This window comes from Intrasporangium calvum DSM 43043 (assembly GCF_000184685.1).
Classification (GTDB): domain Bacteria; phylum Actinomycetota; class Actinomycetes; order Actinomycetales; family Dermatophilaceae; genus Intrasporangium; species Intrasporangium calvum.
This window is the reverse complement of sequence record NC_014830.1, coordinates 3,954,196-3,978,562: the sequence shown is the minus strand read 5'-3', so window position 1 is coordinate 3,978,562 and position 24,367 is coordinate 3,954,196. Positions and strand designations below refer to the sequence as shown.

Annotated in this window: 20 protein-coding genes and 3 riboswitches; of the genes, 9 read left to right on the top strand and 11 right to left on the bottom strand. The window is 70.5% G+C overall.

Features of this window, described 5'->3' with window-relative positions; all coding sequences use genetic code 11:
- Nucleotides 1-334: 334 nt before the first annotated feature.
- From INTCA_RS18155 to INTCA_RS18135, 5 genes are all read right to left on the bottom strand, one after another.
- The gene (locus INTCA_RS18155; protein ID WP_013494388.1) at nucleotides 335-1,660 is read right to left on the bottom strand and encodes an MATE family efflux transporter; all 1,326 of its coding nucleotides are present in this window, start codon (nucleotides 1,658-1,660) and stop codon (nucleotides 335-337) included.
- On the bottom strand, nucleotides 1,657-2,160 hold the full coding sequence (locus tag INTCA_RS18150; RefSeq protein ID WP_013494387.1) for a DNA alkylation repair protein: 504 nt from the start codon (nucleotides 2,158-2,160) through the stop codon (nucleotides 1,657-1,659). The genes INTCA_RS18155 and INTCA_RS18150 overlap by 4 nt, the downstream gene beginning before the upstream one ends.
- Before the next feature lie 98 nt (nucleotides 2,161-2,258).
- Nucleotides 2,259-3,215 (bottom strand): zinc metalloprotease, encoded by a 957-nt coding sequence (locus tag INTCA_RS18145; RefSeq protein ID WP_013494386.1) that lies wholly within the window; start codon nucleotides 3,213-3,215, stop codon nucleotides 2,259-2,261.
- A gap of 92 nt (nucleotides 3,216-3,307) precedes the next feature.
- Nucleotides 3,308-4,441 carry a metallophosphoesterase gene (locus INTCA_RS18140; RefSeq protein WP_013494385.1) on the bottom strand — a complete coding sequence of 378 codons (1,134 nt, stop codon included), beginning with the start codon at nucleotides 4,439-4,441 and terminating at the stop codon, nucleotides 3,308-3,310.
- Between the two features lie 52 nt (nucleotides 4,442-4,493).
- Nucleotides 4,494-4,769, bottom strand: coding sequence for a DUF2277 domain-containing protein (locus INTCA_RS18135; RefSeq protein ID WP_013494384.1), 276 nt, complete (start codon nucleotides 4,767-4,769; stop codon nucleotides 4,494-4,496).
- Between the two features lie 506 nt (nucleotides 4,770-5,275).
- Here INTCA_RS18135 and dnaB point away from each other — a divergent pair.
- Complete coding sequence (dnaB, locus tag INTCA_RS18130; RefSeq protein WP_013494383.1) at nucleotides 5,276-7,105, top strand: replicative DNA helicase; 1,830 nt, start codon at nucleotides 5,276-5,278, stop codon at nucleotides 7,103-7,105.
- 73 nt (nucleotides 7,106-7,178) lie between these two features.
- Here dnaB and INTCA_RS18125 read toward each other — a convergent pair whose 3' ends face one another.
- On the bottom strand, nucleotides 7,179-8,369 hold the full coding sequence (locus tag INTCA_RS18125; RefSeq protein WP_013494382.1) for an aminotransferase-like domain-containing protein: 1,191 nt from the start codon (nucleotides 8,367-8,369) through the stop codon (nucleotides 7,179-7,181).
- A gap of 165 nt (nucleotides 8,370-8,534) precedes the next feature.
- Between INTCA_RS18125 and INTCA_RS18120 the strand changes: the two genes are divergently transcribed.
- Together INTCA_RS18120 and INTCA_RS20420 are read left to right on the top strand one after the other, a co-directional pair.
- On the top strand, nucleotides 8,535-9,515 hold the full coding sequence (locus tag INTCA_RS18120; protein ID WP_013494381.1) for a phosphotransferase enzyme family protein: 981 nt from the start codon (nucleotides 8,535-8,537) through the stop codon (nucleotides 9,513-9,515).
- An 81-nt stretch (nucleotides 9,516-9,596) separates the two neighbouring features.
- Nucleotides 9,597-10,622, top strand: coding sequence for a DinB family protein (locus INTCA_RS20420; RefSeq protein WP_013494380.1), 1,026 nt, complete (start codon nucleotides 9,597-9,599; stop codon nucleotides 10,620-10,622).
- Between the two features lie 52 nt (nucleotides 10,623-10,674).
- On the opposite strand, the gene INTCA_RS18105 is transcribed toward INTCA_RS20420, so the two are convergent.
- The 4 genes from INTCA_RS18105 to cycA form a co-directional block, all read right to left on the bottom strand.
- Nucleotides 10,675-11,448: a MerR family transcriptional regulator gene (locus INTCA_RS18105; RefSeq protein WP_013494379.1), complete on the bottom strand. Its 774-nt coding sequence runs from the start codon at nucleotides 11,446-11,448 to the stop codon at nucleotides 10,675-10,677.
- A gap of 33 nt (nucleotides 11,449-11,481) precedes the next feature.
- On the bottom strand, nucleotides 11,482-12,228 hold the full coding sequence (locus INTCA_RS18100) for an ABC transporter permease (protein WP_013494378.1): 747 nt from the start codon (nucleotides 12,226-12,228) through the stop codon (nucleotides 11,482-11,484).
- Nucleotides 12,225-13,007 carry an ABC transporter ATP-binding protein gene (locus INTCA_RS18095; RefSeq protein WP_013494377.1) on the bottom strand — a complete coding sequence of 261 codons (783 nt, stop codon included), beginning with the start codon at nucleotides 13,005-13,007 and terminating at the stop codon, nucleotides 12,225-12,227. The genes INTCA_RS18100 and INTCA_RS18095 overlap by 4 nt, the downstream gene beginning before the upstream one ends.
- Before the next feature lie 177 nt (nucleotides 13,008-13,184).
- Nucleotides 13,185-14,702 (bottom strand): D-serine/D-alanine/glycine transporter, encoded by a 1,518-nt coding sequence (gene cycA, locus INTCA_RS18090; protein ID WP_013494376.1) that lies wholly within the window; start codon nucleotides 14,700-14,702, stop codon nucleotides 13,185-13,187.
- Nucleotides 14,703-14,832: 130 nt separating this feature from the next.
- A riboswitch (glycine riboswitch) is annotated at nucleotides 14,833-14,937 on the bottom strand.
- A 176-nt stretch (nucleotides 14,938-15,113) separates the two neighbouring features.
- Nucleotides 15,114-15,210, top strand: a riboswitch (glycine riboswitch).
- A riboswitch (glycine riboswitch) is annotated at nucleotides 15,211-15,305 on the top strand.
- Nucleotides 15,306-15,356: 51 nt separating this feature from the next.
- On the opposite strand from cycA, the gene gcvP reads away from it, so the two are divergent.
- From gcvP to INTCA_RS18060, 6 genes are read left to right on the top strand one after another with little or no spacing between them, the layout of a single operon-like run.
- Complete coding sequence (gene gcvP, locus INTCA_RS18085; RefSeq protein WP_013494375.1) at nucleotides 15,357-18,296, top strand: aminomethyl-transferring glycine dehydrogenase; 2,940 nt, start codon at nucleotides 15,357-15,359, stop codon at nucleotides 18,294-18,296.
- A gap of 29 nt (nucleotides 18,297-18,325) precedes the next feature.
- Nucleotides 18,326-19,426 (top strand): glycine cleavage system aminomethyltransferase GcvT, encoded by a 1,101-nt coding sequence (gene gcvT, locus INTCA_RS18080; protein WP_013494374.1) that lies wholly within the window; start codon nucleotides 18,326-18,328, stop codon nucleotides 19,424-19,426.
- Between the two features lie 58 nt (nucleotides 19,427-19,484).
- A complete protein-coding gene (gcvH, locus tag INTCA_RS18075) occupies nucleotides 19,485-19,865 on the top strand; it encodes a glycine cleavage system protein GcvH (protein WP_013494373.1) in 381 nt (126 codons plus the stop codon).
- Nucleotides 19,866-19,876: 11 nt separating this feature from the next.
- Nucleotides 19,877-21,160 (top strand): serine hydroxymethyltransferase, encoded by a 1,284-nt coding sequence (glyA, locus tag INTCA_RS18070; protein ID WP_013494372.1) that lies wholly within the window; start codon nucleotides 19,877-19,879, stop codon nucleotides 21,158-21,160.
- Nucleotides 21,157-22,101 (top strand): lipoyl synthase, encoded by a 945-nt coding sequence (gene lipA / locus INTCA_RS18065; protein ID WP_013494371.1) that lies wholly within the window; start codon nucleotides 21,157-21,159, stop codon nucleotides 22,099-22,101. The genes glyA and lipA overlap by 4 nt, the downstream gene beginning before the upstream one ends.
- Before the next feature lies 1 nt (nucleotide 22,102).
- The gene (locus INTCA_RS18060) at nucleotides 22,103-23,476 is read left to right on the top strand and encodes an L-serine ammonia-lyase (RefSeq protein ID WP_013494370.1); all 1,374 of its coding nucleotides are present in this window, start codon (nucleotides 22,103-22,105) and stop codon (nucleotides 23,474-23,476) included.
- 95 nt (nucleotides 23,477-23,571) lie between these two features.
- On the opposite strand, the gene INTCA_RS18055 is transcribed toward INTCA_RS18060, so the two are convergent.
- Nucleotides 23,572-24,291 carry a hypothetical protein gene (locus tag INTCA_RS18055; RefSeq protein ID WP_148236675.1) on the bottom strand — a complete coding sequence of 240 codons (720 nt, stop codon included), beginning with the start codon at nucleotides 24,289-24,291 and terminating at the stop codon, nucleotides 23,572-23,574.
- Nucleotides 24,292-24,367: the final 76 nt, after the last annotated feature.

The window sequence follows — 24,367 nt, the reverse complement described above, 5'->3', positions numbered from 1 at the left end:
AATTCGTGATCCACCCTCGCGGTAACCGCGTTCCTTCCAGCCCCGCACGCCGAATCGGGGGGCGGGGCACCCAAGGGGCCCGGCGACACACGGCACTGCGGTGGACGGCAGGGCCCGAGGGCATACGGCACTGCGGTGGACGGCAGGGCCCGAGGGCACATGAGAATGCCCGCCCCTTCGGTCTCGTCGCCGAACTGTGACCGAAGGAGCGGGCTTGCCCTCAGCCCGGTGACCGACAGGGGAGGAGGTCACCGAGCCACTCAGGAGCAACTCACGAGATGACTATGCGCCCGGGACCTTAAAGAACGCTGGGAAGGTCCTCCGAAGATCCGGTTCACGCTCCGGTGACCATCCAGGCATCCTGCCGGGCTCGCCATCCCAGCACCGCGGCCCGCAGCCCCATCCAGGCCGTGAACCCGAGCCAGAGCAGCACGATGTCCAGGGCGGGGGAGTCGCTCGGGCCCCTGGCCCGGAGGGCGAGCACGAGGGGGAGGTAGCCGAGCAGGCTCACCAGCTGCCCCCACGCGAGCCAGCGACCGTCGCCCGCACCGATGAGCACCCCGTCGAGCACGAAGACGTAGCCGGCCACGGCCTGTCCCAAGCCGACGACGACGAGGGCGGCGGCCAGGGCGGTGCGCACGGGCTCGTCGCCGGTGAACAGGGGTGGCAGCACGCGATGCAGGGCAACGAGCACGAGGCCGATGCCGGCCCCTCCCCACACGCCCCAGCGCGTCATCGTCCGCATGGCGACGCGCACCCTGAGCTGGTCTCCGGCCCCCAGCGATCGCCCGACGATGGCCTGGGCGGCAATGGCGAGGGCGTCGAGGGCGAAGGCGAGGAAGGACCACACCGTGAGCGCGACCTGGTGTGCAGCCAAGGGCACGTCGCCGAGCGACGCAGCGGCCCACGTGGTGACCAGCAGCGCCGCGCGCAACGCCAGCGTGCGGATCAAGAGGGGCACGCCCGTGCGGGCCGCCGCGAGGATCCGCCCGGGGTGCGGATGCAACGAGGCCTCACGCGCTCTCGCGCTCCGGAGCAGCACAGCGACGAGCCCCACCGCCATGCCGGTCTGTGCGAGGACGGTGCCCCACGCGGAGCCGGCGATCCCCCAGCCGAACCCGTAGACGAGCAGGACGTTGAGGGCGATGTTGGCACTGAATCCGACGACCGAGGCGATGAGGGGCGTGCGCGTGTCCTGCAGGCCGCGCAGGACTCCCGTGACGGCGAGGATCGCGAGCATGGCGGGGATGCCGAGCGACGAGATGCGCAGGTAGGTCGTGGCTTGGACGATGACCGCCTCGGAGGCCCCGAACAGGGCGACGATCGGCTCGGCCAACGCGGCGACGACTGCTGCCGTGACGACGCCGAGTCCCCCCGCGAGCCAGAGCCCGTCGACTCCGGCAGTGATCGCGGCCCGGAGGTCTCCGGCGCCGAGCTGGCGTGCCACGACACTCGTCGTTCCGTAGGCGAGGAAGACGAAGACACCGGCCGCCGTGAGCAGCGCGGCGCTGGCGACTCCGAGGCCGGCCAGCTCGGCCGTCCCGAGGTGCCCGACGATCGCCGAGTCGGCGAGCAGGAAGAGCGGCTCGGCAATGAGGGCCAGGAAGGCCGGCACGGCGAGCCGCAGGATCTCCCGATGGTGGCCTCCCGGCTCGCTCATCCCGCGGATCCCATGTTCTTGAGGGCCTCGCGGCGCGAGAGACCCGACAGGGTGGGATGGTGCTCGACGAACGCGCGGACCCAGTCGGGGTCCGACCTGGCCAGGTCCCGCAGCGCCCACCCGATCGCCTTGCGGCTGAAGAAGTCCGGGTCCTCGGTCGTGGCCTCGATGACGTCGGTGAGGAGGTCACGGTCGACCCAGTCTCGGTAGAGCGGGTGCTTGGCGAGGGCGAGCGCCGAGTACCACTCCTCACGGTGGCTCGCCTCGTCCCAGAGGACGGAGATCGTCGCCTGCCACTGTTCCTTGGACTCGACGGCCAGCCCGGGGTCGCGGAAGAGCGGGGGCAGGCACGCCGCGAGCTGCGGTGAGGTCAGACCCCGGTAGGGCAGGACCGACTTCATGTACCGCTGCTGTCCCGCGGCTCGGACCGGGTCGGCGCCCCGCTCGAGAGCCAAACGCACGGCCGCCACGAGGTCGCGGTGCGCTCCCGTCTCGGCCATGGGCGTCAACCTAGCGGCCCCGCCTGACCAACGGGCACGAGGCCGCGCACCCACCCTGCGCTGGGGACGGTGGGTGCGCGGCCTCGGTGTCCGGGAGGTCAGCGCGCCCGGTAGGCCGTCCACATCGAGGAGATGCGGCCGGACTGGTCCGGGGTGAACTGGTTGTAGCAGGCGTCGTAGCTGTAGTCCATGTAGTTGTGGATCGGGTCGAGACCCGGCAGCGAGCAGGAGTCCCGACCCTCGGGGCAGCCACTCGTCGAGGAGCCCTGGGCGGGCGTGTCGGCGACCTCGTCGTTCGTCGCGGTGCAGCCGCCCTGGAACGTGTGGTAGAGCCCGAACCAGTGGCCCGCCTCGTGCGTCGCCGTCTTGCCCTGGTTGTAGTTCGCGATCGAGCCGCCGGGCAGTGAGTCCCAGTGCACCCGGATGCCGTCGATCGAGGGGTTCTTGCTGTAGTCCCACGGGAACGTCGCGATGCCGAGGTAGCCGAAGTCGACGAGCCAGATGTTGAGCGCGTCGGCCCCGCCCTGCCGGGTCTTGGCCCGGTACTGCGTCGACTGACGGTCCTTGTGCCACTGGTTGTTGTAGTAGCGGTCCACGCCGGCGAGGGTGAAGGTGAAGCCGGTGTCCGCCGCCGCCGTCGACTCCCGACCCGCGAAGTTCTCGTTGAGCTCGACCATCTGCGCGTCGATCTGGGCCTGCGTGACGTCGCCTGCGCCCGAGGCGGAGGCCATGACGTGGAAGTACACCGGCACGGTGCCCGACGCCAGCGCGGTCTCGGCGCCGAGCGTCGGCTGGCCCTTGGCCTTGAGGATCGCGTTGGTGCGGGCCTCGATGGCGCGCTGCTCCGTGACGGTGATGTCGCGGTGGTCCTGACCGTAACCGCCACGGGCAGCGTCGGACTCGTCGGAGTGCGTCTCGGGGATGAAGCACTCGGCCGCGGTGTCGCCGAGAGCAAGGGGCCGGGCCTGCGCGGGTGCGGTCAGGCCGAGGGTGGTCAGAGCGAGCGCGCCCACGGCCGTGGCCGAGGCGATGCGAAGGGTGCGGGTCAGGCGCATCTGGGGAATCCTCCCGTCCGGGCCGCGGGGTCAGCGGCCGACGTCGGACATCCTGACTGAAGGTCAGCAGTTGCGCGCGCTGAAATGGAGGCTCACCGGGTCCGGAGCGTGATGAGGGGAATCTCCGGTGGGGCGAGGACCCGGACCGGTGGCCCCCAGGCACCGGCGCCGCGCGAGGTGAGGACGGGGACGTCACCGACGGGAGCGAGCCCGTCCAGCGTCGGCTGCTGAAGTCGCACGAGGACGTTGAAGGGCCAGAGCTGCCCGCCGTGCGTGTGCCCCGAGAGCTGGAGGTTGACGCCGCGGCCCTTGACGAGCTCGGCCATCCCTGGCTGGTGGGCGAGTAGGAGGGTGAAGACGTCCGGGTGGACACCGGCGAGGGCAGCATCGGCATCCGGCCCGGTCCCGTCGGTCCGCCCCCCGGAGGAGTCCGGCAGCCCGGCGATGGTGAGGGCTCCGCCGCCGGTCTCGATGGTGACGTTCTCGTTGTGGAGGACCTCGATGCCGAGGTCGTGCCACTGGTGCGCCCACTTCGCCGGCTCGCCCGAGATCACCTCATGGTTGCCGTCGACGCCGTACACGCCGAGGTCGGCATCGAGCCGGCGGAGCGCCTCGATCTGTGAACCGACTTGGGCCACAGTCCCGTCCGCGATGTCACCCGCGATGACGACCAGGTCGGGCTGCTCGGCGTTGACGAGGTCGACGACGCGCTCCGTGAACCGCGCGTCGCGGACCGGGCCGACGTGCAGGTCGGTGATGAGCGCGATCCGCAGCCCGTCCAGACCTGCGGGGACGAGGTCGTTGGTGATCGTGATCGGGGTGATGGCCGGGTCCGCCGCCTCGCTGAGGCCGTAGCCGGTCGTGGCCAGAGCCACGATGACGACGGCCGGCACCCCGGTCCGGAGCAGTGGTCGCCGCAGGTCGCGTCGCCCGGCCAGTCGCATCGGCAGGAGGACGAGCCCGAGCACGAGCGTCCCCACGATGAGGTACCAGAGGACCGCGAGCCAGGTCATCCCGAGCCAGGCCAGCCAACGGGTCCCCTCCGGGTCGATCACGCCGCCCTGGACGAGGAAGGCGAGGAGCATGGCCGCCCACCCGAGAGCGAACACGACAGCGGAAGCGAGCTGGGCGGCATACGGCCATTGGGGGGTGACGAAGAGGCGACGGTGGAGGGCCCAGGTCACGAGGGCAAGGAGCACCGCGACGACGGCGACGAACACGGACACCGGGCAAGGATCTCAAACGGCTCCGGGTGGGCGGCGCGCGGCCCGGCGAGCCCTACGCCGGCGTGCCGAAACGGACGGCGTTGCGGGCGCGGGCCCGGGCGTGCTCGACCTCCCGGTCCTTCGGCGGGGCGCTCGCGGTGAGGTGCTCGAGCAGGTGCTGGGTGGCGTGGGCGACGGCCTCGACGGCTTCGTCGAAGGCGGCCTGGTTGGCCTGGCTCGGCTTGGCGCTGCCGCTGACCTTCCGGACGTACTGGAGCGCTGCCGCCCGCACCTCCTCGCTCGTCGCGGGCGGCTCGAAGTTGTGCAGCTGACGGATGTTCCGACACATGGTTCGAGGGTAACCCGGAGCGGTGACGACCGCGGGCGCCTCCTTTGCGCAGGGGTATGCCGCTGGGCTGGCTCCCCGGGTCGGGCTGAAGCCCGCGCGTGGTGGCGAACGTCGAGCCTGTGGACGACGCACAGGGGTGTGCTGGTTTCTTTCCACAAGGGGTGGACGAACGTCGTCGCAGGTCGTTCGGTGGGCTGGGCACGTGGATCCACAGCCGCAGCCACAGTTCCCACACATCTTGTCCACAGGCAGCGACGGCGTGTCGCGGCTACCTGTCCACACGTTGTCCACAGGCCGGCGCGCCAATTGGTCGGGCCACGTTGTGACGGGTGTGCCGGGGGCTCTACCGTGGGGCCTGCTCCGCTGGAGCCGCAGAGACCGGGGCCCTCCCCTCCGCCCTGGTCCGGGCTCCGAGTGAGGTGTCGGCGTGCCGGTGGCGTGGGGTGTCAGTGGCCCGTGGTGCAGTTGTGGTCAGGGGTCGGTACGTCGTCACGAAAGGGGAGCGAGTGTCGCTCGATGAGCTGAGCACGAGTGCGTTCGCGACGAAGGCGCGCGAGGGCGGCCCGCCGGACGACCGGCTGCCACCTCAGGACGTCGGCGCGGAGCAGTCGGTGCTCGGTGGCATGCTCCTCTCGAAGGACGCCATCGCCGACTGTGTCGAGCAGCTCAAGGGCACCGACTTCTACCGACCGGCGCACGAGCTCATCTACGACGCGGTCCTCGACCTCTACGGCCGGGGCGAGCCGGCCGACGCGATCACCGTCGCGGACGAGCTGACCAAGCGCGGCGACCTGACCCGGGTCGGCGGGCAGGCCTACCTCCACCAGCTCATCGCCTCGGTCCCCACCGCTGCGAACGCCGGCTACTACGCGCAGATCGTCGCCGAGCGCGCGGTGTTGCGCCGCCTCGTCGAGGCCGGCACCCGGATCGTCCAGCTCGGCTACGCGCAGGGTGGCGGCGACGTCGAGGACATCGTCAACGCGGCGCAGGCCGAGGTCTACTCGGTGGCCGACCGGCGCGGCGGCGAGGACTACCACGCGATCGGCGACATCCTCGAGGCGACGGTCGACGAGATCGAGGTCGCGTCCGGACGGTCCGGCGAGATGACCGGTGTGCCAACCGGATTCACCGACCTCGATGCCCTCACGAACGGCCTGCACCCCGGGCAGATGATCGTCATCGCCGCCCGTCCCGCGATGGGCAAGGCCCTCGCGCTCGACACCCCGCTCGCCACGCCTGGCGGCTGGACGACGATGGGCGAGGTCGCGGTCGGGGACCTCGTGCTCGGGGCCGACGGCCGCCCGACGCGGGTCGTCGCAGCGACCGAGGTGATGGTCGAGCGGCCGTGCTACGAGGTGGCCTTCTCCGACGGGTCGCTGCTCGTCGCCGACCAGCAGCACCAGTGGTCAGTCCGCCTCGACGGGCTGGCGACGCGGGTGCTGACGACCGCTGAGCTCATCGTCGCCCTGCGCGAGGGGCACGTCGTCACCGTCGAGCGCGTGCCCGCTGGCGGGGATCCGCGAGTGACCTTGGGGCTCTGGAAGCTCGACCGGGTCGAGCACGTCGCGTCGGTACCGGTCCGCTGCATCGAGGTCGAGGCTGCCGACCACCTCTACCTTGCCGGCGCGGCGATGATTCCGACGCACAACTCGACCATCGGCCTCGACATCGTGCGGTCCGCGGCGATCAAGCACAAGATGGCCGCGGTGGTCTTCTCGCTCGAGATGAGCCGCACCGAGATCACCATGCGCCTGCTCTCGGCCGAGGCGGGGATCCAGCTCCAGCACATGCGCAAGGGGACGATGCGCGAGGAGGACTGGACCAGACTCGCGTCGACGATGGGCAAGGTCTCCGATGCCCCTCTGTTCATTGATGACTCGCCCAACATGTCGCTCATGGAGATCCGGGCCAAGTGCCGGCGCCTGAAGCAGCGGCACAACCTCAAGATCGTCGTCATCGACTACCTCCAGCTGATGAGCTCGGGCAAGCGCGTCGAGTCCCGCCAGCAGGAGGTGTCCGAGTTCTCGCGGGCGCTCAAGCTGCTCGCCAAGGAGCTCGAGGTCCCGGTCATCGCCATCTCGCAGCTGAACCGTGGCCCCGAGCAGCGCACTGACAAGAAGCCCCAGATGAGCGACCTCCGCGAGTCGGGATCGATCGAGCAGGACGCGGACATGGTCATCCTGCTCCACCGGGAAGCCGCCTACGAGAAGGACTCCCCGCGAGAGGGCGAAGCCGACCTGATCGTGGCCAAGCACCGTAATGGACCGACCGACACGATCGTCGTCGCCTTCCAGGGTCACTTCAGCCGCTTCACCAACATGGCGACGAACTTCTGACGTCCAGGCCGTCGCCTGAGTCGGTCGCCTGAGTCGGTCGCTGAGTCGGTCGCTGAGTCGGTCGCTGAGTCGGTCAGCCGGACAGGGCTTCGTGGAGGAGGGCGCCCATGGCGCTGACGCCGGCGACGATGCGATCGTCCGGCACGCCGGAGAAGCTCATCCGGGCATGGTTGCTCTCCGGTTGCACGGCGAAGAAGGGAGCACCCGGCACGACGATGACGCCCGCCCTCGGGATCAGGAGATCACGCTGGAACCGGGCCATGTCGAGTCCCTCCGGGAAGGTGACCCAGGTGAAGAGCCCACCCCGGGCTCGAGTCCACGTCGTGCCGTCCGGGAAGTGCTCCTCGAGCATCGTCAGCATCAGGTCGCGCTGGTGTCGGTACGTCGGCAGCATCGACGCGATGTGCCCTTCGAGGTCGAACCTCGACAGGTAGTCTGCGGCCGCCCTCATGTTGAGCGTGCCGTTCTGCGTGTCGGCCGCCAGCTTGAGGAGAGCGAGCTTGTCGCGCACCTCGGGGGAGGACAGGGCCCAGCCGAGGCGCAGGCCGGGCGCGAGGATCTTCGAGAAGCTGCCGAGATGGACGACTCGGCCCGTCCGGTCGAGGCTCTTGATCGTCGGGAGCCGCTGGCCCTCATAGCGCAGCTCCCGGTACGGCGTGTCCTCCAGGATGACGGCGTCGAACTCCTCGGCCAGCTCGACGAGGCGGGTGCGCCGGGTGAGGCTCATCGTCTGCCCGGTTGGGTTCTGGTAGTCCGGGACCGTGTAGATCACCTTGACGCGCTCGGTGGTCCGCAGGACCTGCTGCAGCGCGTCCGTGTCCATGCCCTCGTCGTCGATCGGGACGGACCGGTACCTCGGCTCGTAGGGGTTGAAGGCGATGATCGCACCGAGGAAGGTCGGACGTTCGGTGACGATGACGTCTCCGGCGTCGATGAAGAGCTTCGCGGTGAGGTCGAGGCCCTGCTGCCCGCCCTGGGTGATGAGCACGTCCTCGGCCGTGCACGGCATCCCGTCCGCGGTGAGTCGTTGGGCAACGAGCGCCCGGAGCTGGGGCAGGCCCTCGGAGGCGGTGTACTGCAGGGCGCCGGCGCTCCCCCGGGTGAGGAGGTCCGCATAGATCTGGTGCAGCTCCTCGATGGGGAAGAGCGTCGCGTCGGGATAGCCGCCGGCAAACGACGTGATCGCCGGATCGCCCGCGAGGGAGAGGAACTCCCGGATCGCCGACGGCTCAACGCGCTCGGCGCGGCGGGCAAAGCCGGTCATGTTTCCCTCCCGTCCGGTGCTGTCGTTCCGGGCACCCTGTGGTCGCCGTGGTGAGTGTGCGTTGCGCCATCATCGCCCACGTCGTGGCTCAGCACATCGGGTCGCGAGTGGCGAGACTGGGTCGCCCGCTTGTGGGCGGCCCCCGCGTCGGATCAGGATGAGCAGATGCTGACCCGACGGGTGGAGCTGGCCCGGCTCCGCCGGATGGCGGTGACCGCGCTGGGCCGCTACCCCTTGGCTGAGGGCCGGCTCATCTTCATCTCCCATGGCGAGAACACCACCTTCCGCCACATCGGTGCGGATGGCACCAGCCATCTGGTCCGAGTCCATCGTCCCAGCCGGCACGGACGCGGGGTGGACTCGGCCGCGGCCGTCGACTCGGAGCTCGCCTGGCTCCGGGCTCTCCGCGAGGACACCGACCTCCTCGTGCCGGAGCCGCTGGCCGCTCGTGACGGCGCATCGGCCGTAGCCGTGACTGAGGCAGGGGAGACCAGGCTGTGCTCGGTCCTGCGCTGGATGGATGGGCGCATCCACGAGGCCTCCCCTCGACCCGTCCATCTCCATCGCCTCGGTGCGGCGATGGCCAGCCTCCACGACCAGGCCGACGCGTGGACGCCACCGGACGGGTTCACGCGGATCCACTGGGACCATGAGGCCTTCTTCGGGAACGTCATGGTCTACGGCCGCACCCCCGCAGCGGAGTGCTGGACGCTGCTCCCCCCAGAGCTCCGGGCCCGGTTCCGGGAGGTGGGGGCCAGGCTGGCTGACCTCATTCCGGGCGCTCGCGACTCTGGCCTCATCCACGCCGATCTGCACCTGGGCAACGCGCTCTTTCGCCGTGGAGCCGTCAAGCTGATCGACTTCGACGACTGCGGCACCGGCCCACGCAGCTACGAGCTCGCGGTCGCGCTGTGGGAGCTGAGGGGTCGGCCCGACTACCCGGCCTTCCGGCAGGCGCTGCTGTCCGGCTACCGTGCGCGACGCGACATCGACGCCACACACCTCGACGACTTCATCGCCCTTCGTCAGGTCGCCTTCGACCTCTGGTACACCGGTATGGCCCAGGTCAACCCGGCGTTCTCCGTGCGCCTCGACGGCGTCCACCAGTGGTCGCTCGACGTCCTCGACCTCGTGGAAGCCGGCTGACCGTGGCGCGGACCGTGGCGCGGAACGAGCCCAGCGGCATCCGGCCGGAACACTCGTGCTCGCCCAAGGCACACTTGAGGCATGAGCGACGACGCTGCCCGGGCCGCCAAGACTCATCTTCACCAGTGCCTCCGCTGGGCGAGGGCGGAGGTGCTGCCGAAGCTCGACGGGCTCGACGAGTACGACGTCCGCCGGCCCATGACCCGCACGGGCACCAACCTCCTCGGGCTGGTCAAGCACCTGGCGTTCTACGAGGCCACCTACTTCGGGTTCGTCTTCGACCGGCCGTATCCCGAGCCGCTTCCCACCGTCGACCAGGGCTTTCGCAACGAGGACCTGATGTGGGTGCCCGCCGACGAGTCCCGTGAGCAGGTCGTCGACGACTACCGCAGGGCCTGTCGCCACGCCGACGACACCATCGAGGCGCTCCCCATCGATGCCGTCGGGCACGTCCCGTGGTGGGGAGCCGCGGACGTCCCGCTGTTCAGCGTGCTGGCCCACATGGTCGGCGAGACCCGCCAGCACCTCGGCCACCTGGACATCATCCGCGAGCAGCTCGACGGCCGCATCGGCGAGGACGTCGAGGCACTGTCACCGGAGCAGGAGGCCGACTTCGCCCGGCGCTGGCGTCGCACCGAGAGGGCAGCACGGGTCGCTGGCCACCGCTTCACCCCGGCGGGGTTCACCCCGCCCACGTCGCTGGTCGACGAGCGGTTCAGGTTGGAGCCGCTCGGCCCGCAGCACAACACCGCCGATCACGCGGCCTGGACGTCGAGCATCGAGCACATCCGTGCGAGCCCGGGCTACCCCGACGGCGACTGGCCCCCGGACGGCGGCCTGACGCTCGAGGAGAACCTGGCTGACCTCGAGCGGCATGCCCGCGACTTCGAGACGGGTCGAGGCTTCACCTTCACCGTCCTCGAGCCTGCCCACGGCGACGTCATCGGCTGCGTCTATCTCTACCCGTCGGCGGCGGAGCACGACGTCGTCGTGCAGTCGTGGGTCCGCGCCGACCGGGCCCACCTCGACACCCCCCTCGCCGACGCGGTCGCCCGATGGATCGACTCGGACTGGCCCTGGAGCCGTCCGGACCGGTGCGGCCGCTGACGGACCCCGCGGACAATCCAAGCGGTCCCGAGCGGGCCGATCCAGCCCGCCTTCAGGGCGCAGCCCCAGTGCGCCTGATGTTGGTCCAGCCGGTCCAGCCGCGCTCCTCGAGCAGCTCGAGCAGGCGGGGCGCGCAGGGGAAGGAGTCGAGGAACGCCCCGTCGAGCAGCGCCACCAGGTCGTCGCCGACGGGGTGTTCCTCTTCGACCCCCACCGCCTCGGCCGCGGCTACCTCGATGAAGGCCGCCACCCGATCGGCGAGCTCCGGCAGCCGTGGGTCATCCGGCCCGACGTCGACGAGCTCGCCGAGGTCGAGATAGAGCCCGCGCATCACCTCGTGCTCGATCTGGGTGTGCTTGATGGCCATGAGGGCGGGCACGGCGTCGGGCATCTGGGCGGCGATGAGGATCCAGCTGTCGCGCTCGATCTCGATCAGTCGCTGCCGGAAGCCGAGCTCGCGCATCCGGTCGAGGTAGGCCACCGCCTCCGGAGGCAGCGCCAGGCTGTCACCGGCGGTGAGCCGGGCGATGCGCTCGCGATGGACCTGCCGTTCCCTGATCTCGGCGCGGAGGCGGCGGTCGATCTCCTCGACCGCCGCCGCGAACTCGTCCTCGTCCGCCACGAGCAGCTGGTGAATCCGGGAGAGCGGCACGCCGGCATCGGCCAGGGTGCGGATCTTGACGAGCTCCACCACGGCAGCGGCGTCGTAGCGACGGTAGCCGGAGTGGTCACGAACCGGCTCGGGGAGCAACCCCTTGGCGTGGTAGTGCCGGACGGCTCGCACGGTCACACCTGCATACGACGCGAGCTGGCTGATCGTCAGCATGGCCCCATTCTCCCGGTTGGTCGCTGGGCCCCGTCAGCCGATCCTGCGCCGGTAGGTGCGCACCGCGAGGGCGTAGGCGACGACCGTGAGGGCGACGCACCACCCGACGGCGGTCCACCCGTCGTCGACGGGTTGCTCGGCGTACAGGCTGCGGATGGTGTCGACGATCGGGGTGACCGGCTGGTGCTCCGCGAACCACTGCACCGGACCCGGCATTCCAGAGGTGGGCACGAAGGCGGAGCTGATGAACGGCAGGAAGATCAGCGGGTAGGAGAAGCCGCTCACGCCATCGACCGACTTCGCGGTGAGCCCGGGGACGACGGCCAGCCAGGTCAGGGCCAGCGTGAAGAGCACGAGGATCCCGACGACGCCCAGCCAGGCGAGGACGCCGGCCCCGGACCGGAAGCCCATGGCCAGGGCCACCAGCACGACGAGCGCGAGCGAGACGAGGTTGGCCACGACCGAGGTGAGCACGTGGGCCCAGAGCAGCGCCGACCGGGGGATCGGCATCGCCTGGAACCGCTCGACGATCCCGGTGGAGACGTCGGTGAAGAGCCGGAACGCGGTGTAGGCGATGCCGGAGGCGACCGTGATGAGCAGGATCCCGGGCAGCAGGTAGTCGACGTAGCTGCCGCCGCCGACGTCGATCGCGCCCCCGAAGACGTAGACGAAGAGCAGGAGCATGGCGATCGGGGTGATGGCGGTGGTGACGATGGTGTCCGGGCTGCGGAGGATGTGCCGGAGCGACCGCTTGAGCAGGACGGTCGTGGCGCTGGTCATGACTCGGCTCCCTTTCTGACGGGGTGGTCGTGGCCGACGATGGCGAGGAAGACGTCCTCGAGGGTGGGTTTCTTCTCGACGTACTCCACCGTGGCTGGCGGAAGCAGCTGTCTGAGCTCGGCGAGGGTGCCGTCCGCGATGATGCGGCCCTCGTGGAGGATGGCGATCCGGTCGGCGAGGTTCTCGGCCTCGTCGAGGTACTGGGTCGTGAGCAGCACGGTGGTGCCCTGCCCGGCGAGCTGACGCGCGGTGTCCCACACCTCGAGCCGGGACTGGGGGTCGAGGCCGCTCGTCGGCTCGTCGAGGAAGAGCACCGGCGGATGGCCGATGAGGCTCATCGCGATGTCGAGCCGACGACGCATCCCACCGGAGTAGGTCGCCACCCGGCGCGCGGCCGCGTCGGTCAGCCCGAACCGCGCCAGCAGGTCGTCCGCGATGCCGCGTGGGTCCGAGAGCCGGCGCAGCTCGGCGATGAGGACGAGGTTCTCCCGCCCGGTGAGGATCTCGTCGACGGCGGCGAACTGCCCGGTGAGGCTGATCGACGCGCGCACCTCGGCGGGCGCGGTGGCGACGTCGTGGCCGTTGACGGAGCAGGCTCCACCGTCCGCCTTGAGGAGCGTGGACAGGATCCGCACGGTCGTCGTCTTCCCGGCACCGTTGGAGCCGAGCAGGGCGACGATGGAGCCGGCAGGGACGCTGAGGTCGACGCCTCGGAGCACGGCGGTGTCGCCGTAGGACTTCGTGAGCCCCGTGATCGTGATGGCTGGTGTGGTGGTCATGTCAGCAGCGTGCAACCCTGACGCTGCGTCAAGGTCAAGCGCCGGTCTGGTATTCGGCTGACCTGGTCGAGGACCGCTCGTTCCCACGGCACCAGCAAGGGGTATGCCGCTGAGCTCGCCCCGCGCCCGAGGTGCGGTGGGCGGGGGGCGAGCTCAGCGGCATACGGCCGGATGGGTCTAGACGACGGTGGAGGAGGTCTCGCTCGGCTCCTGCAAGGCCCGGCGGAACGCCTCGTAGCGGGCCACGTGGTGCGGGCGGCGCCGGACGATCGCCCAGGCCACCCCGAGGACGACGAACCAGACGGGCGTCACGAGCAGGGCGCGCAGCGTGTCGGCCTGCTGGGTGAGCGCCCACAGGAGGAAGCCGAAGAAGCCGAACACGACCCAGACCATGACGACCCCGCCGGGCAGCTTGAAGGCGGAACGGGCATGCCGCTCCGGGTGCTTGCGCCGGTAGGCCAGATAGGAGATGAGGATCATCGACCAGACGAACATGAAGAGCAGCGCCGAGATCGTCGTGACGACGGTGAACGCCTCCATGATCGACGTGCCGGCGTAGAGCAGCGCGACGCCGCCGAGGAGGAAGACGCAGGAGAAGAACAGGGCGCTCGCGGGCACCTTGCGCTTGGTGAGCCGGCGGAGCCGGGACGGGGCATCGCCCTCGAGGGCCAGCCCGTAGATCATCCGCGACGTCGAGTACATCCCCGAGTTGGCCGAGGACGCGGCCGACGTCAGCACGACGAAGTTGATGAGGGAGGCGGCGATCCCGAGGCCGGCCAGGCTGAACATGCCCACGAAGGGGGACTTGTCGGCCACGATCTCACGCCACGGGGTGACCGCCATGATGACGACGAGCGCTCCGACGTAGAAGAGCATGATCCGGATCGGGATCGAGTTGATCGCCTTCGGCAGCGTCCGCTCCGGGCTCTTCGTCTCGGCGGCCGTGGTGCCGACGAGCTCGAGACCGACGAACGCGAAGACCGCGATCTGGAAGCCCGCGACGAAGCCCATGACACCGGTGGGGAACATCCCGCCGTCGTTCCACAGGTTGGTGAACGAGGCCTCGGCTCCGTTCGGCGCGGTGAACGAGTTGAACACCATGACGATGCCGACGACGATGAGCGTCACGATCGCGACGATCTTCACGAGCGCGAACCAGAACTCGGTCTCGCCGAACGCCTTGACCGTCGGCAGGTTGAGGCTGAGCAGCAGGACGATCGCGGAGACCGCCGGGATCCAGAGCGGCAGGTCCGCCCACCAGTACCGCACGTAGCCGGCGATCGCGACGATGTCGGCGATCCCGGTGACGATCCAGCAGAACCAGTAGGTCCAGCCGGTGAAGAAGCCGGCCCACGGCCCGAGGAGGTCCGCGGCGAAGTCGGTGAACGACTTGTAGTTGAGGTTGGAGAGGAGCAGCTCACCCATCGCCCGCATGACGAAGAAGAGCATGAAGCCGATGATCATGTAGACGAAGATCACCGACGGGCCGGCGAGCGAGATCGTCTTGCCGGAGCCCATGAAGAGCCCCGTGCCGATGGCGCCGCCGATGGCGATGAGCTGGATGTGGCGGTTCGACAGGGAGCGCGCCAGGTGCGGGCTCTCCGCGCTGGTCGCCTCGGCCGCCCGAGCCTCGGGGGTCGGAGGTGCGGGGGGAGGCGCGATCAGGGTGTCAGCGCCGTTGCTGAGTTGAGGCATGGTCCGGTCCGTTCCGGCAGGGGATGAGTGGTCCCTCCCCGCTCTGTGTTCGGACCTGAGAGATTCGCGGAGTCATCCGCTTGCACCGTCGGTGTCCGGGCGTGGCGCCCGGCAGCTTTCCAGAGTTGCCCAGCCGGTGGCGGTACGGGGGCCTGAGAGATTCCAGGGGAGGACTTGCTCCTTCGGCGCCCGAACGTCCTCGTTGAGGACGACGGGACTCTCCCGCCACAGCTCGATGGCATTTTCAATTAGATGGTGCGCCGGACGGTAGACCTGACGTCGGGACGGCACAAGCCCCCGGTCCAGATGTCGGATGTCTTGCTGAACCGCTGTTCACCATCAGGTGGTCACGCATTGACGGGGAGCCCCGCGGCACCTACCGTGATCGCGACAAACTCCATATCCGCCATTCGAATCGCAGCGGGAGAGTTCGCGACCAGCCAGTCGCGGCGCCGAAGGAGCAACTTCTCCCCAGAATCTCTCAGGCCCCCATGACCGTTGCGATGAGGCGAACTCTGGAAAGCAGGACCGCGTCCTGCACCCACGGTGCAAGCCGGCTGAGAGGCCGGTGAAGCTCTCAGGTCCAATGACAGAGCGGGGAGGTGACCATCCAGTCGCGCTCTGACGCGCGCACCGACCAGGGAGCCTCCCGCAATGACGCACCATTCTCCGCTGTCGCACACCCCCGCCGCCTCCCAGCTGCCGGCTCTGCCGCAGTCTGGTTCCACCTCAGTGGATTTCCACTCGCGGCACATCGGCTTCTCGGCCGATGACCAGGCCAAGATGCTGGCCGAGCTCGGCTACGAGTCGCTCGAGTCGCTCGTCGACCGGGCCGTCCCCAAGGGGGTGCGCAACCCCGCGGCGCTCTCCCTCCCACAACCCCTGTCCGAGGCGGAGGTGCAGGCCGAGCTGCGCGCCATCTCGGAGGAGAACGACTCGGCCGAGGCGATGCTCGGCCTGGGCTACTACGGCACCGTCACGCCGGCCGTGATCCGGCGCAACGTCGTCGAGAGCCCGGCCTGGTACACCGCCTACACGCCGTACCAGCCGGAGATCAGCCAGGGCCGCCTGGAGGCCCTGATCAACTTCCAGACCATGGTGGCGGATCTCACAGGGCTGACGACGTCGAACGCCTCCCTCCTCGATGAGGGGACCGCTGTCGCCGAGGCCATGACGGTCATGCGTCGCACGAGCAAGGTCAAGGCCGAGCGGATCGTCGTCGACGCCGACCTCTTCCCCCAGAGCATCGCGGTGCTGCGGACCCGGTGTGCGGCGATCGGTGTCGAGGTCCACGTCGCCGACCTCGCCGACGGGCTGCCCGAGGAGGACTTCTTCGGCGTCGTCGTCCAGTATCCCGGCGCCTCCGGGGTGGTTCGGGACCACGCCGCTCTCACGGCCGCGGCCCACGAGCGCGGTGCTCTCGTCGCCGTGTCCGCGGACCTGCTCGCCCTCACCCTCCTCGCCGCGCCCGGCGACTGGGGCGCCGACATCGCGGTCGGCTCGACCCAGCGGTTCGGCGTCCCGATGGGCTACGGCGGCCCGCACGCCGGCTACATGGCGGTTCGGGACGGACTCGAGCGCTCCATCCCCGGCCGCCTCGTCGGCGTGAGCGTCGACTCCGCCGGCCGCCCGGCGTACCGGCTCGCGCTCCAGACCCGCGAGCAGCACATCCGCCGGGACAAGGCGACGTCGAACATCTGCACCGCGCAGGTCCTGCTCGCCGTCGTCGCCTCGATGTACGCCGTCTACCACGGCCCCGAGGGCCTGCGTGCGATCGCCTCCGGGGTGCACCGTCAGGCGGTGGCCCTCGGCGACGCGCTCCGCGGCGCCGGGGTCGAGGTCGTCCACGACGACTACTTCGACACCGTGCTGACCAAGGTCCCGGGCCGGGCGGCCGAGATCGTCGCCGCTGCCGCTGCACGAGGGGTCCACCTGCGCGAGGTGGACGCCGACCACGTCGGGATCTCCTGCTCGGAGACGACGACCGGGCGGCACCTCGCAGCGGTCCTCGCGGCCTTCGGCGCCGGAACCTCCGGAACCTCCGCCGCCGCCGACGGCGCACCCGACAGCGCCCCCCTCGAGCCGGCCGCCACGGACCGCCTCCCCGGGGGCCTCGTCCGCACGTCGGGCTACCTGACCCACCCCGTCTTCTCCGCGCACCACTCCGAGACGCAGATGCTCCGGTACCTGCGCTCGCTCTCGGACAAGGACTATGCGCTCGACCGCGGGATGATCCCGCTCGGCTCGTGCACGATGAAGCTCAACGCCACGACCGAGATGGAGCCGATCAGCCTTCCGGGCTTCGCGGCGCTGCACCCCTTCGTGCCCGCTTCCGCGGCTGCCGGCTACACCCGGCTCGTCGACGAGCTCGAGACGTGGCTCGCGGAGGTGACCGGCTACGCGAAGGTGTCGATCCAGCCGAACGCCGGCAGCCAGGGCGAGCTCGCGGGGCTCCTCGCGATCCGCGGCTACCACCGGTCCCGCAGCGAGGGGCAGCGCGACGTCTGCCTCATCCCGGCGAGCGCCCACGGCACGAACGCCGCGTCCGCGGTGATGGCCGGCATGCGCGTCGTCGTCGTCAAGACCGCTCCCGACGGGACCGTCGACCTCGACCACCTCCGGACCACGTGCGAGGAGCACTCCGACCGGCTCGCGGCGATCATGGTGACCTACCCCTCGACGCACGGCGTCTACGAGGAGGGCATCACCGAGCTGTGCCAGGTCGTCCACGCGCACGGCGGGCAGGTGTACGTCGACGGCGCCAACCTCAACGCGCTCCTCGGGCTCGCGGCTCCGGGCGCCTTCGGGGGCGACGTCTCCCACCTCAACCTGCACAAGACCTTCTGCATCCCGCACGGCGGCGGCGGTCCCGGTGTCGGCCCGGTCGCCGTGGCGGAGCACCTCGTGCCGTTCCTCCCGTCGCACCCGTTCCACCCGGACCCGGCCCGGCGTGACGGCGTCGGTCCGGTGAGCGCGGCACCCTTCGGCTCGGCGAGCATCCTGCCGATCAGCTGGGCCTACGTCCGGCTCATGGGCGCCGAGGGGCTGACCCAGGCGACGAAGGTCGCGGTCCTCGCGGCCAACTACGTCGCCGCCCGCCTCGCCCCGCACTACCCGACGCTCTACACCGGCGAGGGCGGCCTCGTCGCCCACGAGTGCATCCTCGACCTCCGGCCGCTGACGAAGGAGTCCGGCGTCACCGTGGACGACGTCGCCAAGCGGCTCATCGACTACGGCTTCCACGCCCCGACGATGAGCTTCCCCGTCGCCGGCACCCTCATGGTGGAGCCGACCGAGTCGGAGGACCTCGGCGAGATCGACCGTTTCATCGACGCGATGATCGCGATCCGCGCCGAGATCGACGCCGTCATCGAGGGCACGGTCACCACGGCCGACAGCCCCCTCCGGCACGCCCCCCACACGGCCCGCTCGCTCGTCGGCGACTGGGACCGCGCCTACTCCCGCGAGGAGGGCGTCTACCCCGCGGGCCTCACCGACACGAAGTACTGGCCGCCGGTCGGGCGCATCGACCAGAGTCACGGCGACCGCAACCTCGTCTGCTCGTGCCCTCCGCCCGAGGCGTTCGAGAACTGACCGTGAACCCGACCCGAGAGCAGGCAAGCATGACCCGACAGACCGCGCTCAGCGGCATCCACGAATCCCTCGGTGCCTCCTTCACCGACTTCGCCGGCTGGCGGATGCCGCTGCGCTACGGCAGCGAGCTCGCCGAGCACCACGCCGTCCGCAACGCCGCCGGACTCTTCGACCTGTCCCACATGGGCGAGATCGAGGTCGTCGGCCCGCAGGCCGCCGCGCTGCTCGACCACGCGCTCGTCGGCGACATCAGCGCCGTCGCCGTGACGAAGGCCAAGTACACGATGATCTGCCAGGAGGACGGCGGCATCCTCGACGACCTCATCGTCTACCGGCTCGAGGAGGACCGGTACATGGTCGTCGCCAACGCATCCAACGCCGAGACGGTTCTCGGTGCGCTGCAGGAGCGCGCCGCCGGCTTCGACGCCGAGGTGCAGGACCGCCGCGACGACTGGGCGCTCGTCGCGATCCAGGGCCCGCAGGCGTCCGCGATCCTCGCCGAGCTGACCGACGCCGACCTGGCCGGCCTCAAGTACTACGCGATCCTCGAGACCAGCGTCGCCGACCGCCCGGCCCGCCTCGCGCGCACCGGCTACACCGGCGAGGACGGCTTCGAGATCTTCTCCGACCCGGCCGACGCCCCGGCCATCTGGGAGGCGCTGTCGGCCGCCGGCGCCGACCGCGGGCTCATCCCCGCCGGTCTCGCGTGCCGCGACTCGCTCCGGCTCGAGGCCGCGATGCCGCTCTACGGCAACGAGCTGAGCACGACGACGACACCGTATGCCGCTGGGCTAGGGCGCGTCGTCAAGCTCGACAAGCCGGATGGTTTCGTCGGGCGGGACGCGCTCGCCGCCGTCTCCGAGCAGCCGATCCAGCGCGTGCGGGTCGGTCTGCGGCCGGAGGGCCGCCGCGCACCCCGCCACGGCTACGCCGTCATCGACCCGGCCTCCGGCGAGACCGTCGGCGAGGTGACCAGCGGCGCCCCGTCGCCGACGCTGGGCCACCCGATCGCCATGGCCTACGTCGACCAGGCGCTCGCCCAGCCCGGCACCCGGCTCGACGTCGACGTCCGCGGCACCCACGTGCCCGCCGAGGTCGTCGCCCTGCCCTTCTACAGCCGGCCCCGCTGAGCGACCAGCACCCGCTGCGCTCGCTCGCCCCACCCCACAGACTTCCCAGGAGACTCCCATGAGCACCATCCCCGCAGACCTCAAGTACACCAAGGACCACGAGTGGGTCCGGATCGACGGTGACGTCGCCACCGTCGGCATCACCCAGTTCGCCGCCGAGGCGCTCGGCGACGTCGTCTACGTCGACCTCCCCGAGGCCGGCTCGACCATCACGTCCGGCGAGACCTGCGGCGAGGTCGAGTCGACGAAGTCGGTGAGCGACCTCTACGCACCCCTGACCGGCGAGGTCACCGAGGTGAACGCCGCGGTCGTGGACGACCCGAGCCTCGTCAACGCGGCGTCCTTCGAGGGCGGCTGGCTCTTCCGTCTCCGCGTCGAGGACGGTCTCGGCGACCTGCTCGACGCGGAGGCCTACCGCGCTGTCGTCGAGAGCGCGTGAGGAGCCCCGCCATGAACCTCCTCAACCAGCACCTCGCCCAGGTGGACCCCGACGTGGCCGCCGCCCTCGACGCCGAGCTCCGGCGCCAGGAGTCGACGCTCGAGATGATCGCGTCGGAGAACTTCGCCCCCCTCGCCGTCATGGAGGCCCAGGGCTCGGTCGCGACGAACAAGTACGCCGAGGGCTACCCTGGGCGCCGCTACTACGGCGGCTGTGAGCACGTCGACGTCGTCGAGCAGCTCGCCATCGATCGGGTCAAGGCCCTCTTCGGCGCCGGCTTCGCCAACGTCCAGCCGCACTCCGGCGCCCAGGCCAACACGGCGGTGTTCTTCGCGCTGCTCCAGCACGGCGACACGATCCTCGGTCTGGACCTCGCGCACGGTGGTCACCTCACGCACGGGATGCGGATCAACTACTCCGGCAAGACCTTCGACGTCGTGCCGTACCACGTCGACGACGACGGCCGGGTCGACATGGCCGAGGTCCGGCGGCTCGCGCAGGAGCGCAAGCCGAAGATGATCATCGCCGGCTGGTCGGCCTACCCCCGGGTGCTCGACTTCGCCGAGTTCCGCGCGATCGCCGACGAGGTGGGCGCCTACCTCTTCGTCGACATGGCCCACTTCGCCGGGCTCGTGGCGGCCGGCCTCCACCCCAACCCGGTGCCGCACGCCCACGTGACGACGTCGACCACGCACAAGACGCTCGGCGGCCCGCGCGGGGGGATCATCCTCACCGACGACGCCGACATCGCCAAGAAGATCAACTCGGCCGTCTTCCCCGGCCTCCAGGGCGGTCCGCTCGAGCACGTCATCGCCGCCAAGGCCGTGTCGTTCCTCGTGGCCGGCAGCGCGGAGTTCCAGGACCGGCAGCGCCGGACCCTCGAGGGCGCGAAGATCCTCGCCGACCGTCTTTCCGCCGACGACACCCGCGCCGCGGGGATCAAGGTCCTCAGCGGGGGCACGGACGTCCACCTCGTCCTCGTCGACCTCGTGGACTCGCAGCTCGACGGCAAGCAGGCCGAGGACCGGCTGCACCGGATCGGGATCACCGTGAACCGCAACGCGGTCCCCAACGACCCGCGCCCCCCGATGGTCACCTCCGGACTGCGGATCGGGACCCCGGCCCTGGCCACCCGTGGCTTCGGCGCGACCGAGTTCACCGAGGTCGCCGACGTCATCGCCGAGGCCCTGCAGGGTGACCTGACGGACGAGACCGCAGGTCACCTGCGCGGGCGGGTCGAGGCGCTCGCGACGAAGCACCCGCTCTACCCCGCGGTGCCAGAGCTGTCGTCATGAGCACCGGCACCGTGCCCGACGGCCGGCGGCTGCTCCGACTGGAGGTGGCCAACGCGGCCACCTCCCTCGAGCGCAAGCCGGCCTGGATGCGCCAGCAGCTGCGCACTGGTCCCGGCTACGCCGAGGTCGCCGGACTCGTCGAACGCGCCGGACTGCACACGGTGTGCCAGGAGGCTCGGTGCCCCAACATCTTCGAGTGCTGGGAGGACCGGGAGGCCACCTTCCTCATCGGCGGAGACCAGTGCACCAGGCGGTGCGACTTCTGCCAGATCGCGACGGGCAAGCCCCAGCCGCTCGACCGTGACGAGCCTCGTCGGGTGGCTGAGTCCGTGGCGCAGATGGGGCTGCGCTACGCCACCGTCACCGGGGTGACCCGAGACGACCTCGAGGACGAGGGAGCCTGGCTCTGGGCCGAGACGGTTCGCGAGATCCACGAGCGCACCCCGGGGGTGGGCGTCGAGCTGCTCGTGCCCGACTTCAGCGGGCGGACCGAGCTCATCGACGTCGTGCTCGCCTCGGGTCCGGAGGTCTTCGCCCACAACATCGAGACCGTCCCACGGATCTTCCGGCGCATCCGGCCGGGCTTCCGCTACGAGCGCAGCCTCGAGGTCATCGCGTACGCCGCAGGGGCCGGGGCCGTCACGAAGTCGAACCTCATCCTCGGCATGGGGGAGGAGCCGGAGGAGGTCGTGGCCGCGCTCACCGACCTGCGCGGCGCCGGGTGCGACCTCGTCACCATCACCCAGTACCTCCGTCCCTCGGCCCTGCTCCACCCGGTGAGCCGGTGGGTCGAGCCGGCCGAGTTCGACGAGCTCGCCGTCGTCGCGCGGGAGCTCGGTTTCCTCGGCGTCATGAGCGGACCGCTCGTTCGGTCCTCCTACCGCGCCGGCCGTCTCTACGCCCAGGCCACTGCCCGTCGCCAGCACGCACAAGGAGCCTGACATGGCGCTCAGCGTTTTCGACCTCTTCTCGATCGGGATCGGCCCGTCGAGCTCCCACACGGTGGGCCCGATGCGCGCGGCGGTGATGTTCGCCGAACGCCTGAGGGACGACAGCGTCCTCCCGCGGACCGCCCGGGTCGTCGCCCAGCTGTTCGGCTCGCTCGGTGCGACCGGGCACGGGCACGGGTCGGACAAGGCCGTGCTCCTGGGCCTCTCCGGCGAACGGCCGGAGCTGTGCGATCCGCGGAGCGTGACCGGCCGGCTCGAGCAGATCCGCCGGGACCAGCGGGTCTCGCTCCTCGGGCATCACGAGATCAAGTTCGACGAGGACACCGACCTCGTCCTGCACCGTCGCAAGACGCTGCCCCTGCACCCGAACGGCATGACGTTCACGGCCTACGACGCGCTCGGCGAGGTCGTGTCCGAGCACACCTACTACTCGGTGGGCGGCGGCTTCGTCATCGGTGAGGGGGCCGACGGGGAGACCCGGGTCGTGGCGGACACGACCGAGGTCGCCCACCCGTTCCGGACCGGGGACGAGCTGTTGGCGCACTGCCGCCAGACGGGCAAGTCGATCGCGCGGATCATGCTCGAGAACGAGCTGTCCTGGCGCACCGAGGAAGAGGTCCGCGCCGGACTGCTGAAGATCTGGGCGGTCATGAAGGAGTGCATCGGCAACGGGATCTCGACGGAGGGGATCCTCCCGGGGGGACTGCGGGTGCGTCGCCGCGCCCCGGAGCTGGCCCAGAAGCTGAAGCTCGAGAGCGGCAGCGTCGACCCGTTGCGGGGGATGGACTGGGTCACGCTCTATGCGTTGGCCGTCAACGAGGAGAACGCGTCCGGGGGGCGGGTCGTCACGGCGCCGACGAACGGAGCGGCGGGCATCATCCCGGCGGTGTTGCACTACTACGCGGACTTCGTGCCCGGTGCGGACGAGGACGGGATCGTCCGGTTCCTGCTGACGGCGGGCGCTATCGGGGTCATCTACAAGGAGACGGCGTCGATCTCCGGGGCCGAGGTCGGGTGCCAGGGCGAGGTGGGTTCGGCGTGCTCGATGGCGGCCGGCGCGATGGCGGCGGTCATGGGCGGGACGCCGGAGCAGGTGGAGAACGCGGCGGAGATCGGGATGGAGCACAACCTCGGTCTGACGTGTGACCCGGTGGGCGGTCTGGTGCAGATCCCGTGCATCGAGCGGAACGCCATCGCCTCGGTCAAGGCGATCACCGCGGCCCGCACGGCAGTGCGCGGGGACGGGTCGCACGTCGTGTCCCTCGACCAGGTGGTCAAGACCATGCGCGAGACCGGGGCGGACATGAAGGTCAAGTACAAGGAGACCGCGCGAGGCGGCTTGGCCGTCAACGTCATCGAGTGCTGACACCTCTGGTTCGAGGTATGGATCGACCACCAGGAGTCGATGCATACCTCGAACCAGAGGGTCACTCGGAACCAGGGGTCACTCGGAACCAGGGGTCACTCGCCGAGGGCGGCTGCGGCGAGACGAGCCATCTCCGAGGCCCGGGCCTCGGGCGTCAGGCCCATGAAGTGGACGGCGTGGGGCCGGGGCACCGTCGGGCGGGTGGCGTACGACTCGGCGGGCGAGTTGTAGCAGCTCGCTTCGTCACGGCCGTCCACGTGCGGCTGGTTCCACCCCGGCGGCAGCCAGCTGGTGTGCTCGAGGAACGGCGAACCCGCACCCGGGCCGGCCCAGTGGTACTCCTCGTCGCCCCGGCGCCACCCCAGGGCCGCGAGCACGGCGCCCTGGTCCGCCCAAGGGCCGGGTTGCGGTCCGGCCTCCTCCACGGCAGCGAGGAAGTGGAAGGCCTCCGGGCAGGACCGCATGACCCAGACGCCGGTGTTGGGGTTGACCCGGTGCTCGAAGGGGACCTGCTCCAGGCCCAGGGCCTGGAAGTGGTCGGGGTGCAGGTGGTCCGCGACGTCCTCGTCGAAGCGGACCACGAGCACGTCGGCATCGAGCCAGAGGGCGAGCGGGTAGTCGGTGAGAGCCGCGCGGAGGATGGCGAGCTTGGTGAACTTCGCGCCCTGTGCGGGGTCGTCGGCGCCGGACCCGTCGCGGCCCAGGTCCTCGGGGCGGACGTCGTAGCCCCAGCGGGCGGCGAACCGGTGGAAGGTCGGCAGGGCCTGGTCGTGGAGCACCGAGCGCATGGTGGGTCCCGCCGCGGTGACGATCACGCCCCGACTGGAGCCCCGCCTCGTGTCCGGGTCCAAGGACGACATGGGACTCCTCGGGTGGTTGGCTCAACTCAGA

Coding starts and splice junctions, on each gene's coding strand:
- INTCA_RS18100 (WP_013494378.1), bottom strand. CDS start 12,228: ATGACCAGCGCCACGACCGTCCTGCTCAAGCGGTCGCTCCGGCACATC.
- INTCA_RS18120 (WP_013494381.1), top strand. CDS start 8,535: ATGCTGACCCGACGGGTGGAGCTGGCCCGGCTCCGCCGGATGGCGGTG.
- glyA (WP_013494372.1), top strand. CDS start 19,877: ATGAACCTCCTCAACCAGCACCTCGCCCAGGTGGACCCCGACGTGGCC.
- gcvT (WP_013494374.1), top strand. CDS start 18,326: ATGACCCGACAGACCGCGCTCAGCGGCATCCACGAATCCCTCGGTGCC.
- gcvP (WP_013494375.1), top strand. CDS start 15,357: ATGACGCACCATTCTCCGCTGTCGCACACCCCCGCCGCCTCCCAGCTG.
- INTCA_RS18095 (WP_013494377.1), bottom strand. CDS start 13,007: ATGACCACCACACCAGCCATCACGATCACGGGGCTCACGAAGTCCTAC.
- INTCA_RS18125 (WP_013494382.1), bottom strand. CDS start 8,369: ATGACCGGCTTTGCCCGCCGCGCCGAGCGCGTTGAGCCGTCGGCGATC.
- INTCA_RS18135 (WP_013494384.1), bottom strand. CDS start 4,769: ATGTGTCGGAACATCCGTCAGCTGCACAACTTCGAGCCGCCCGCGACG.
- INTCA_RS20420 (WP_013494380.1), top strand. CDS start 9,597: ATGAGCGACGACGCTGCCCGGGCCGCCAAGACTCATCTTCACCAGTGC.
- INTCA_RS18150 (WP_013494387.1), bottom strand. CDS start 2,160: ATGGCCGAGACGGGAGCGCACCGCGACCTCGTGGCGGCCGTGCGTTTG.
- lipA (WP_013494371.1), top strand. CDS start 21,157: ATGAGCACCGGCACCGTGCCCGACGGCCGGCGGCTGCTCCGACTGGAG.
- INTCA_RS18155 (WP_013494388.1), bottom strand. CDS start 1,660: ATGAGCGAGCCGGGAGGCCACCATCGGGAGATCCTGCGGCTCGCCGTG.
- INTCA_RS18145 (WP_013494386.1), bottom strand. CDS start 3,215: ATGCGCCTGACCCGCACCCTTCGCATCGCCTCGGCCACGGCCGTGGGC.
- INTCA_RS18105 (WP_013494379.1), bottom strand. CDS start 11,448: ATGCTGACGATCAGCCAGCTCGCGTCGTATGCAGGTGTGACCGTGCGA.
- cycA (WP_013494376.1), bottom strand. CDS start 14,702: ATGCCTCAACTCAGCAACGGCGCTGACACCCTGATCGCGCCTCCCCCC.
- INTCA_RS18060 (WP_013494370.1), top strand. CDS start 22,103: ATGGCGCTCAGCGTTTTCGACCTCTTCTCGATCGGGATCGGCCCGTCG.
- gcvH (WP_013494373.1), top strand. CDS start 19,485: ATGAGCACCATCCCCGCAGACCTCAAGTACACCAAGGACCACGAGTGG.